This window comes from [Clostridium] aminophilum (genome assembly GCF_900101295.1).
GTDB lineage: Bacteria > Bacillota > Clostridia > Lachnospirales > Lachnospiraceae > Clostridium_R > Clostridium_R aminophilum_A.
Genome location: NZ_FOIL01000008.1, coordinates 17,517 through 28,970 on the forward strand (window position 1 = coordinate 17,517; position 11,454 = coordinate 28,970).

11 protein-coding genes are annotated in these 11,454 nt (G+C 53.4%); 10 read left to right on the forward strand and 1 reads right to left on the reverse strand.

The annotated features are described in order from the left end of the window. Nucleotides 1-119: 119 nt before the first annotated feature. Nucleotides 120-2,300 (forward strand): glycosyltransferase, encoded by a 2,181-nt coding sequence (locus BMW41_RS03730; RefSeq protein ID WP_074648917.1) that lies wholly within the window; start codon nt 120-122, stop codon nt 2,298-2,300. 55 nt (nt 2,301-2,355) lie between these two features. Here BMW41_RS03730 and BMW41_RS03735 read toward each other — a convergent pair whose 3' ends face one another. Further along, complete coding sequence (locus tag BMW41_RS03735) at nt 2,356-2,688, reverse strand: winged helix-turn-helix transcriptional regulator (RefSeq protein ID WP_074648918.1); 333 nt, start codon at nt 2,686-2,688, stop codon at nt 2,356-2,358. A 208-nt stretch (nt 2,689-2,896) separates the two neighbouring features. Here BMW41_RS03735 and BMW41_RS03740 point away from each other — a divergent pair, with 208 nt between their 5' ends. The 9 genes from BMW41_RS03740 to BMW41_RS03780 all read left to right on the forward strand — a co-directional run bounded on the left by BMW41_RS03740 (nt 2,897) and on the right by BMW41_RS03780 (nt 11,377). Beyond that, complete coding sequence (locus BMW41_RS03740) at nt 2,897-3,100, forward strand: 4Fe-4S binding protein (RefSeq protein ID WP_074648919.1); 204 nt, start codon at nt 2,897-2,899, stop codon at nt 3,098-3,100. After that, nucleotides 3,090-3,689, forward strand: a complete 600-nt coding sequence (locus tag BMW41_RS03745; RefSeq protein WP_074648920.1) for a 4Fe-4S binding protein — start codon at nt 3,090-3,092, stop codon at nt 3,687-3,689. The genes BMW41_RS03740 and BMW41_RS03745 overlap by 11 nt, the downstream gene beginning before the upstream one ends. A gap of 67 nt (nt 3,690-3,756) precedes the next feature. Next, the gene (locus BMW41_RS03750) at nt 3,757-4,152 is read left to right on the forward strand and encodes a C-GCAxxG-C-C family protein (protein ID WP_031471039.1); all 396 of its coding nucleotides are present in this window, start codon (nt 3,757-3,759) and stop codon (nt 4,150-4,152) included. A gap of 16 nt (nt 4,153-4,168) precedes the next feature. Beyond that, nucleotides 4,169-5,512: an MATE family efflux transporter gene (locus tag BMW41_RS03755; protein ID WP_074648921.1), complete on the forward strand. Its 1,344-nt coding sequence runs from the start codon at nt 4,169-4,171 to the stop codon at nt 5,510-5,512. Nucleotides 5,513-5,908: 396 nt separating this feature from the next. Continuing rightward, nucleotides 5,909-6,637 carry an aquaporin gene (locus BMW41_RS03760; protein ID WP_074648922.1) on the forward strand — a complete coding sequence of 243 codons (729 nt, stop codon included), beginning with the start codon at nt 5,909-5,911 and terminating at the stop codon, nt 6,635-6,637. Nucleotides 6,638-6,715: 78 nt separating this feature from the next. Next, nucleotides 6,716-9,307, forward strand: a complete 2,592-nt coding sequence (locus tag BMW41_RS03765) for a glycyl radical protein (protein WP_074648923.1) — start codon at nt 6,716-6,718, stop codon at nt 9,305-9,307. An 18-nt stretch (nt 9,308-9,325) separates the two neighbouring features. Continuing rightward, nucleotides 9,326-10,246 (forward strand): glycyl-radical enzyme activating protein, encoded by a 921-nt coding sequence (locus BMW41_RS03770; protein WP_074648924.1) that lies wholly within the window; start codon nt 9,326-9,328, stop codon nt 10,244-10,246. A gap of 19 nt (nt 10,247-10,265) precedes the next feature. Continuing rightward, the gene (gene pduB, locus BMW41_RS03775) at nt 10,266-11,069 is read left to right on the forward strand and encodes a propanediol utilization microcompartment protein PduB (protein ID WP_074648925.1); all 804 of its coding nucleotides are present in this window, start codon (nt 10,266-10,268) and stop codon (nt 11,067-11,069) included. A gap of 23 nt (nt 11,070-11,092) precedes the next feature. Continuing rightward, nucleotides 11,093-11,377, forward strand: a complete 285-nt coding sequence (locus tag BMW41_RS03780; protein WP_031471033.1) for a BMC domain-containing protein — start codon at nt 11,093-11,095, stop codon at nt 11,375-11,377. Nucleotides 11,378-11,454: the final 77 nt, after the last annotated feature.

An 11,454-nucleotide genomic window follows, 5' to 3' on the forward strand; every position in this document is an offset into this window, starting at 1 on the left:
GGGCTGCCACTCGGACTTTTTGATGAAACGGCTTGAAAAACAGGGAAATAACAAGTATTATTGTAAGGCCTGCATCGAAGAGCAGAAGAGCATGAGATAGGGAAGACGGGGGACGATTTATGGAATGGGAGACGGTTGTACGGACGGCCGGATTCATTATGATACTGCTGTATTTTCTCTGCGGCATTGATGATTCGATCTGGTTTCTCTACTCGTTTCTTGCCGGAATCCGGTATCACCGGAACGGCGAGGATGAGGAACTGGACTTTGTGAAACTGCGGAATACTCCGCCGAAGATGCTGGCGGTTACGATTGCGGCATGGCACGAGGCGAATGTCATCGGCGATGTGATTACGAATTTTTTGAACACCACGGATTATCCGAAGTCCATGTATCATCTGTTCGTCGGCGTTTATCCCAACGATCCGGATACGATCGCGGCGGTCGAGAAGATGAGACGGATTTATCCGAATGTGCATCCGGTTGTCAACTGTCAGAATGGTCCGACGACGAAGGCGCAGAATATCAACCATGTGATCCGTCAGATTCACCTGTTTGAGAAAGAGCGGAAGATCCGGTTTGCCTCACTGACCGTTCACGATTCGGAGGATGTCATCCACACATACGAACTTCTCGCAACCAATTATCTGATTGACCGGCATGATGCGCTGCAGTTTCCGGTATTTCCGATTATGGAGATGCCCCGGTTCAGCAATTTCTTCCGGCAGATCACGACGGCGACCTATGCCGATGAGTTTGCGGAGAATCACTATATCTCGCTGGTTGGACGGAGAAATCTCCATGCGTTTGTGCCCTGTGCCGGGACAGGATTCGCGATTTCCGGAAGACGTCTTGCGGAATTCGGAGATCGGGATGTGCTTCCGGCGGAGAGTCTGACGGAGGATTATCTGCTGTCACTGACACTGTATAAGAAGGGGATACCGCTTTATTATGTTCTGAACCGGCTGCCCCGGGTGATGAAAAACGGAAAAGTCAGCATGGATTTTCTCACAACCCGTTCCATGTTTCCGAATACGTTTGCCGCGGCGGTTCGCCAGAAGACGCGGTGGACGTACGGGATTACCATGCAGTCCGTCAGCATGAAGGATGTGTTTGCAGCCAACGGGGTCTCTTTTGCCGGCCGGTATTCGTTCTATAAGGATCTGAAGGCCAAGGTGGTGAATCTGATTCCGATTGTGGGATATCTGGTGTCGATCTACTGTCTTTTTGCCGCTGCTTTCGGACTGGAACCGCTGTACCGGGAAGGTACGCCGGCTTATTACATGGCGGAGGCGGTCTTTGTGATGATGATCATACGGCAGATCTTCCGGGGATATGCGCTGTTCTGCGTCTATGGCATGCGAAGCGTCTTTTTCGGCTGTCTTCTTCCGCCGCTTTTTCCGATTCGGCTGATTTACGGAAACATTATCAATTTTGCGGCGACGCTGCAGGCGGTTCGGATGAAACTGTTCGGAGAGAAGAGAACAGGAGAAAAGAAGACGGGCGAAGAGAACGCAGGCGAAGAAAAAACGGGCGGAGAAAAGACGAACGGAGAGGCCGGTGCCGCGCCGGAGGAAAACAGAAAGATCCAATGGGCGAAGACCGATCACGAGTTTCTGAACCGGCATCAGCTGCGGAGGTATCGCCGGATGATCGGCGACGTGCTGATCTGTCAGGGATATCTCACCGCGGAGCAGTTCCGTGATTGTCTCGGGCAGGTGAATAAGGAGCACGGTGAGCAGATCGGAGAGTATCTGATCCGGAAGAACGTGATTACGGAAGAACAGATGGTGCGCGCCCTTGCTCATGTAAAACATATTCAGTTCATTCCGGATGAGGTGGTCCGCTGTCTGAAACTGTGGAAAGATCCGGAGCGCTTTGATTACCGCAGGCTGTGTGAAGACAGAATCTTCCCGCTGACCATCGAGAATGATATCTGCATCATCGGAATCAGCAGCAGGACAAAAGATGCCGCAGTGGAGGCGTTCCGTATCCGCTATGGTCTCGGAATTCGGAAAATGTATCTGACGGAGCATATGATTGGTGAAATGATCCGTCAGGCGGAAACTCTGCACCACAAAGACTCGGAGAATCCCGCGGCCCCGGCAAAGGCGGAAACGCAGGATGTACCAGAGGTGCCGGAGAAGGCTGACGCGGCGGCAGTGCAGACGCTTCAGGCGTCCAGAGAGGCCTATCACGCCGGCCGGATCAGTTTTGAACAGCTTGTCCTGATCGGAACATATGTATTCCGGCTCGGAAAAACGGAAGACGAAATCCGGGTCATTATGGGAATCGGATGAGAGAACGGACGGCCGTCCGATCGAAGCCTCATTTTGTCAATCGAAATTTCTGAATTCAAAGATTGTCCTCACCCCATCGCTTCAGCTGAAGAAGGATGGGGATGAGGCTTTTTGCGTTTGGGGTCAGCTGATATTCCACCCGCACCGGCATCTCGTCATACTGGATGCGGGAGACCAGGCCGTCCGCTTCCAGTTCTTTTAAGGAGTGCGACAGCATGGTGCTGGTGATCCCATGGATTGTGCGACGGAGCTCGCCGTAGCGAACGACTTCATTGTAATCGATGACACAGAGGATCAGAATTTTCCATTTTCCGCCGACAAGGTCCAGCACTTTCTTGAGTCCGCAGCCCTCCCCGGCGATGTCTCTGCATAATGGTTCTTTGTTCATTTCGGTATCCTGTCCCTTTCTGTAACCGCAGTGACGGTAAGATTTTCCGTACCAGATTAATATAAAAATGGTGCTTGATATATTTTTTATACCACATATAATAGTAGTACCTTCCGGAGATCGCAAGATGAAATTACGGCTTCGGAGCGGCAAAGAGTAAGAAAAGGGACAGAAGCCGGAAAGAACCGGTTAAGAAATGAGGTAGAAAATGAAACGTGCTGTAAACGATCGGAAACGATGCGTTGCCTGCGGCGTCTGTGCACTGCAGTGTCCAAGGGAGGCAATTGTGATTGAGAACGGCTGCTGGGCGGCGGTTGACCTGGAGAAATGCGTCGGCTGCGGCATCTGTGAGAAGGCCTGTCCGGCGGGGTCAATCCGTGTGGAGGTAATGGAGGTCGCAGATGGCAAATAAGAAAAACACACACTGGTATGATTATCTGTGGATCTGGAGCATCGTGTATTTTGCGCTCGGATTCTTTAATATTATGTTTGCATGGCTCGGCATGATCGATTTTATCCTGCCGCTGATCTTTGCGGTTGCCGGCGGCAACAAATGGTTCTGCAATCACATGTGCGGAAGAGGACAGCTTTTCTGGGTGCTGGGAAGAAAACTGAAATGTTCCCGGGGGAAGGCCGCCCCGCGCTGGATGGCATCCACCGGATTCCGGTACGGTTTTCTGGTATTTTTCCTGACAATGTTCGGAAATATGCTGTTCCAGACGTACATGGTCTTTGCGGGCGCGGGATCTCTGCGGAAGGCGATCAAGCTGTTCTGGACCTTCCGGGTTCCGTGGGAGTGGGCGTATCACGGAAGCGTTCTTCCGGCCTGGACCGCGCAGTTTGCATTCGGCTTCTACAGCCTGATGCTGACGTCCACCCTTATCGGTCTGATCGTGATGGCGCTGTACAAGGAGAGAACCTGGTGCTCCTTCTGTCCGATGGGAACCATGACGCAGGGAATCTGTAAGCTGAAGGCAAATAAAACGAGGCCCGCAGAATAAGGGCGGAAACGGGAAAAGAAAACAGATAAACAAACAGGAAAAGAAAGCCTGGAAAGGATGAAATGAAATGACAATACAGGAAAGAGCGGAAAAAGCGGTAGAGTTAAAACTGAGCGGAAGATGCAACTGTGCACAGGCGGTGGCCACGGTGCTGGCAGACCAGACGGAACTTTCGGAAGAGCAACTGAGAATGCTCACGGCCGGATTCTGCGCCGGCATGGGAAATCTTCAGGCGACCTGCGGCGCCCTCATCGGAGCAGGCATGATCACCGGACTGAAGACGGAGGGAAGAGGAACCCTCGGCATGACAAAGCAGATCCAGGAAGAGTTCGGACGCCGCTGCGGCGCGCTGAAGTGCGGCGATCTGAAGACGATGACGGACGGAAAACCGTTGTGCAGCTGTGAGGACTGCGTCCGCAACGCCGTGATGATCTACGGAGAGAAGATGGGGATTACAGAGTAAGAGTGCAGGAGAAACAATGACACAGAGAGAAGCGATCCGCCTGTCGGATCATTTCGATTATAAACGGCTCCTTCGGTTTACCGGACCGTCGATCCTGACGATGATTTTTGCATCAATCTACAGCATCGTGGACGGATATTTCGTATCGAACTATGCCGGGGCGATTCCCTTTGCCGCGCTGAATATCATGATGCCATTCCTGATGATTCTCGCGGCGGTGGGATTCATGTTCGGTTCCGGCGGAACCGCGCTGGTTTCGCTGAAGCTGGGACAGAAAAAAGTAAAAGAGGCCAATGAGATATTTTCCCTGATCACCTATGTCCTGATCGCGATCGGTCTTGTGACGTCCGTGATCGGATATGTGATCACGCCGCAGGTGGCAGAGATCCTGGGCGTGACGGAAGAACTGAGGCCGTACAGCATTCTGTATGCAAGAATCAATATGGTCGGCAACACGGCGTTTATGCTGCAGCATTTGTTTCAGAGTTTTCTGATTGCGGCGGAAAAGCCGAAAATGGGATTCCGGGTTACGGTGGCGGCCGGTGTGACGAATATCATTCTGGATTTCCTGCTGGTCGGCGTGCTCGGACTGGGACTTCCCGGTGCGGCATGGGCGACGGTCATCAGCCAGACTGTCGGCGGCGTGATTCCGCTGGTATATTTTATGTTTCCGAATTCGTCGGTCCTTCGTCTCGGCGGACTGCGGTGGAATCTGTCGGCGCTTGTTCAAACCTGTTCCAACGGATCCAGTGAATTTTTGTCGAATGCATCCGCTTCGATCGTCGGCATGCTTCTGAACAGACAACTTCTGACATACATGGGGACCAACGGCGTTGCGGCCTACGGAGTCATCATGTATGTTAATTTTGTTTTTGTCGGCATCTATTTCGGGTTTGCCATGGGCGTGTCGCCGGTCATCGGCTATCACTATGGAGCGGACAACCGGGAGGAACTCCGGAATCTGTTCCGGCGGTGTCTGGTGCTGATTGCCTCCGCGGGCGTCATCCTGACGATTCTGGCGGAAGTCTTCGCCGGTCTTCTCGCAAAGATTTTCGTCGGGTATGATCCGGAACTCTACTCTCTCACGGTTTCCGGCATGCGGATCTATGACCTGGCCTTTGTGATGATGGGTTTAAATGTGCTCGGATCGGCTCTTTTTACCTCACTCAGCAACGGCAAGATCTCCGCTCTGCTCTCGCTGATCCGTTCCGTGGTGCTGCAGGTATCGCTGATTCTGATTCTACCGCTGATCTTCGGCGGACAGTCGCTCTGGGCGGTGGTCATCGCCGTGGAGACAGGTACCCTTTTGGTGACGTGGCGGATGATCGTCCGTTACCGGTCAAAATATCACTACTATTGATAAAAGATTATAACAGATATGTAAAATCCAAATCCGTTTCGGGTTTGGATTTTTTCTTTTGTCTGAATCATTTCTTAACTCATCCGTAAAAACAAAAAACATAAAAAATATTATTAAGTCCGGAAGGAAAATACCCGGAAAAATGCCAGGTGAGGAATTTACAACTTTCGGTCTGTACGCTGTCTGTCCTCGAATGGTCAGATCTGTTAATTTATCTCTGGATGGCGGACGCGGGATCGGCAATGGGGGAAACCGCTCCGCAGAGAAAAATCCCCTCCCCCTCCGGGGGCGGACAGTGAAAGACAGATGAGGCGAACCGGTAGCCTGCTGTGGGGGGATTTGACTCAAACGAAAAGGGAAACATATTGATCGGATGCAAGTGAAAGAAGGGGGAAAATGGTTTACTTATCGGAATTTGTCGGAAGTCTGATCTTTCTTCTGGGCGGATACACCTACATGAGCAATATCTGCCTGAAGAAGACACAGGTCAGCAAGCTGAATTACGTGGAGCTGTCGACCGCGTGGTCGCTGGCAGTCGGCTTTGGCCTCTGCCTGGCCGTTGTACTCGGGGGACCGGCCCTGTTAAATCCGGGTGTGGTTGTGGGACAGCTTCTGATCGGGGGAATTACGGCGGAGGAGGCTGCAAAATTCCTGCTGATGGAATTTCTTGCAGCGGGCGCGGCGGTTGCACTTACCGTCGTAAACTTCTACGACAGCTTTAAGGCGAGCACGGGTATGAGCAAGCGCGGAATCTTCTCCGCATATCCGGTGGAAAAGAACATGCCGTTGAACTTCATTCAGGAAGTGTGTGCGACATTTACCTTCCTGTTCCTGGTGCTCGGCGGAGTCCGGGCAACGGACGGAAAGACAGCGGCGCTTCAGATCGGTGCCATCGGCATTGCGGCAGTCGCTTACATGTCCTACACACTGAACCTGACCGGCTTTTCCATGAACGCCATGCGTTCGGTGTTCAGCAGCATCTGGTTTGCGATTCTTCCGATTCCGTGCAAGGAAGGCGAGAAGGTCGACTGGACCTATCAGTTGGTGGTGAATCTTCTGGGAAGCACCACCGGCGGCGTTCTGGCGGTGATGGCCATTGATGCCTGCGCGAAGGCGCTGGCGTGACGGAGAAATCCATCGAAAACAGTTTGTCATGATATCGATAAAACGATATTCAGGAAATAAAAGAGGAGGTTTTTACAAATGATTGCAAAAGGTTTTACCGAACCGACTGACAGAATCAAACGACTGGCCAATGTCATCGTCAACGCATTTCCGGAAGTGGAAGCGGAAAGAGCCGTGCTGACGACCGAAGCGTACAAAGAGACGGAAGGTCTCCCGAATGTCATGCGCCGTGCGAAGGTAGCGGAGAAGCTGTTTACACAGCTCCCGGTTACCATCCGTGACGACGAGCTGATCGTCGGCTCACTCACCGTTCATCCGCGTTCCTGCCAGATCTCTCCGGAGTATTCCTACGACTGGGTAGAGGCGGAGTTCGACACCATGGAGACCAGAATGGCAGACCCGTTCAAGATCCCGAAGGATGTTGCGGCAAAGCTTCACGAGGCATTCCAGTACTGGCCGGGCAAGACGGTCAGTGATCTGGCAACTTCCTATATGTCCGATGAGACCAAGGAGTGCCAGGCCAACGGCGTATTTACTGTAGGAAACTACTACTACGGCGGTGTAGGACATGTCTGCGTAGACTACGGAAAGATCCTGAACAAGGGCTTCCGCGGCGTCATCGCAGAGGTTGTGGAAGCCATGGAGAAGATGGACAAAATGGATCCGTCCTACATGAAGAAGCAGCAGTTCTACAATGCAGTCATTATCACATATACCGCGGCGATCAAGTTTGCGCACCGTTATGCGGATAAGGCGAGAGAGATGGCGATGACATCGCTCAATCCGGTCAGAAAGGCAGAACTTCTGAAGATTGCCGAGAACTGTGACCGCGTTCCGGAGAACGGCGCAACCAACTTCTATGAGGCCTGCCAGTCCTTCTGGTTTGTTCAGCTGATGCTTCAGATCGAGTCTTCCGGCCACTCCATTTCTCCGGGACGTTTCGACACCTATATGTATCCGTTCCTGAAGAACGATACATCCATCTCCAAAGAGTTTGCTCAGGAGCTGATCGACTGCATCTGGGTAAAACTGAACGATCTGAATAAGACCAGAGATGCGATCTCCGATCAGGCATTCGCAGGATATGCGATCTTCCAGAACCTCGGTGTCGGCGGACAGGATGAAAAGGGCCGCGACATTACCAATGAGATTTCCTACATGGCAATGGAGGCCTGCGCACATGTACGCCTTCCGGCTCCGTCCTTCTCGATCCGTGTTCACGAGAACTCTCCGCAGGAGTTCCTGTACCGTGCATGCGAGCTTGCAAGACTCGGACTCGGCGTTCCGGCGATGTACAACGATGAAGTTATCATCCCGGCACTTGTCAACCGCGGCGTTAAGCTGGAGGATGCGAGAAACTACTGCATCATCGGCTGCGTAGAGCCGCAGTGCCCGCACAAGACGGAAGGCTGGCACGATGCAGCATTCTTCAATGTGGCGAAGGTCATGGAGATCACCATGAACAACGGCCGCGTCGGCACAAAGCAGCTCGGCCCGGTAACCGGCGAGATGAGCGAGTGGAAGAGCGCGGAAGACTTCTTCACCGCATTCGAGAAGCAGATGCACTACTTTGTATATCACCTCGTTGAGGCGGACAATGCCGTCGATCTGGCACACATGGAGAGAGATCAGCTTCCGTTCCTGTCCGCTCTGGTGGACGACTGTATCGGACGCGGCAAGACCGTGGAAGAAGGCGGCGCGATCTACAACTTCACCGGCCCGCAGGCATTCGGCGTTGTCGATGTCGGCGACTCGGTTTACGCGATGCAGAAGCATGTATTTGAGAATAAGGAGATCACTCCGGCGCAGCTGAAGGAAGCGCTGGATCACAACTTCGGTTATCCGGTAGACAGCTGCACACAGGCGGAGAAACGTTTCGAATCCCAGCACAGCTGCGGCTGCGGCGGCACGACTTCCGCGGCAACCGATGAGCAGAAGGTTTACGAGATCGTCAAGAAGATCCTGACCAGCAGCGGTTCCGTGGATCTCGCGGCGGTAACGGATGAAGTAAACCGCAGCATGCCGGCATCCTGCAACTCCGGCAGCTGTGACAGCTACATGGATATCAAGCGGATCATGGAGAAGACCGAGTGGTACGGCAACGATATCGATGCGGTTGACTATGTATCCGCAAGAGTAGCCCGCATCTACAGTGCGGAAGTTGAGAAATACACCAACCCGCGCGGCGGTCAGTTCCAGGCAGGATGCTATCCGGTATCCGCAAACGTTCTCTTCGGTAAGGACGTAGCAGCGCTTCCGGACGGACGCCTCGCAACCACGCCGCTTGCAGACGGCGTATCCCCGAGAGCAGGAAAGGATGTCAGCGGTCCGACCGCAGCGACCAACTCCGTTGCAAAACTCGATCACGAGTATTTCTCCAACGGTACGCTCTACAACCAGAAGTTCACTCCGTCTGCCGTTGCCGGCGATGAGGGCCTTCAGAACTTCGCAGCGGTTGTTCGAAGCTACTTCGATCACAAGGGCATGCACGTACAGTTCAATGTCATCGACCGCGCAACGCTGATCGATGCGCAGGAGCACCCGGAGAAGCACAAAGATCTTGTCGTTCGTGTTGCCGGATACAGCGCTCACTTCGTCACACTGGCGAAGGAAGTTCAGGACAATATCATTGAGCGTACCGAGCACACATTCGGCTGCAAGAGCTGCTGATCAACAGGAGAGAGGTACATGGACCAGATTAATTATGAATTGGAAGGACTGGTGTTTGATATTCAGCGCTTCTCGGTAAATGATGGTCCGGGTATTCGTACGATTGTCTTTCTGAACGGCTGTCCTCTCAGGTGTCAGTGGTGTTCGAATCCGGAATCGCAGCTCCCCAAAACCGTCGTCATGTTCAACGCTGCGGAATGCATTCATTGCGGCCGCTGCATCGGGACGTGTCCGAACGGTGCGATCGGAAAAGAAAACCCGGCAATGATCAATCATGATAAGTGTACCGGCTGCGGAGAATGTACCATGGTGTGCCCGGTCGGCGCATTGATTCTGAAGGGAAAGAGGATGACGGTCGCAGAGGTCATCGAGGAACTCAAGAAAGACAGTACCAACTATCGCCGTTCCGGAGGCGGGCTGACCGTCTCCGGAGGCGAGCCTCTGGTACAGCATGAGTTTACCCGGGAACTTCTGAAGGCAGCGCACGCGCAGGGATGGAACACCGCCATTGAGACGACCGCATGTGCGTCGGAAGAGGTGATCCGGGACGTGCTACCTCATGTGGATCTGGCTCTGACGGACGTCAAGAGTACGGACTCCTCAAAACACGAGCATTTTACCGGCGTTCCCAACACGCAGATCCTGAAGGGCGTAAAGCTTGTGTCGGAGATCACGAAGATTATGGTCCGGGTTCCGGTAATCCCGGGATTCAATGAGAAACCGGAGGAGATCCGGCAAATCGCGGAATTTGCAAAAACGCTGAACCGGGATCATCTCATGGGCGTCAATCTTCTTCCGTATCACGCGCTTGGCGAGAACAAGTACAAAATGCTCGGGCGAGAATATCAGATGCACGGTGTCAGTACCCTGACCGGAGAGGAGATCGATGCGCTGAAAGCAGCAGTCGAAGAAACCGGCGTAACCTGCCGGATCGGATAAAAAAGAAATGGAGGAAACAATGGATCAGCAGTTAATTGAAAAAGTGATGAAGCAGGTCACCAGCGAACTTGCGGCAAAAACGGTATCCGCCAGCGCATCATCCACCGCTCCGGCGTGTGACGGATGCGTGAGCGGCGTGGGTCTGACCGAGTTTGTCGGCACCTCCACCGGAGACACCATCGGCCTTGTTATTGCAAGTGTCGATCCGCTTCTGGTTGAGAAGATGAACCTCGGAAAGTACCGTTCCATCGGAATTATCGGCGGACGTACCGGTGCCGGCCCGCAGATCATGGCAGTGGATGAGGCCGTAAAGGCAACCAACACGCAGGTGATCTCCGTTGAGCTTCCGAGAGATACCAAGGGCGGCGCCGGCCACGGCTCCCTGATCTACATCGGCGCGGAGGATGTGTCCGATGCGAGAAGAGCGGTTGAGATTGCGCTGAATGTTCTGCCGAAGTATTTCGGCGATGTGTATGGCAATGAGGCCGGCCATCTGGAGTTCCAGTACACTGCGAGAGCGAGCTACTGCCTGGAAAAGGCGATGGGTGCAACCCTCGGAAAGGCATGGGGAATGACCTGCGCCGGCCCGGCAGCCATCGGAACGGTTCTTGCCGATACCGCAGTGAAAGCGGCGAATGTCGAGGTCATCGGCTACTCTTCACCGGGCAACGGCGGAACAAGCTATTCAAACGAGGTAATCCTCACCTTCACAGGGGATTCAGGAGCTGTCAGACAGGCGGTTCGTGCAGCAATCGAGGTAGGAAAGAAACTTCTCGGAGCGCTGGGCGATGAGCCGAAGTCCACAACAGAGCCGTATATTTAATCACAGTCTAAGGAGGAAAAACAATGAATGCAGATGCGTTAGGAATGGTTGAGACCCGTGGATTAGTCGGAGCGATTGAGGCTGCCGATGCGATGGTTAAAGCCGCAAATGTAACTCTGTGCGGATACGAGAAGATCGGATCCGGACTGGTTACCGTTATGGTACGCGGTGATGTCGGTGCGGTAAAGGCTGCAACCGATGCCGGTGCGGCTGCTGCGAGAGCAGTGGGAGAGGTGGTTTCCATCCACGTAATTCCGCGTCCGCACATGGATACCGAGAAGATTATCCCGTCCAAGTTAGGTGAATAATCTGTGGGGAATGGAGCAGGGGGCAGTGTTCGCACTGCCTCCGTCTTCGGAATCTTTCGGCTGATGATGAAGGAGGT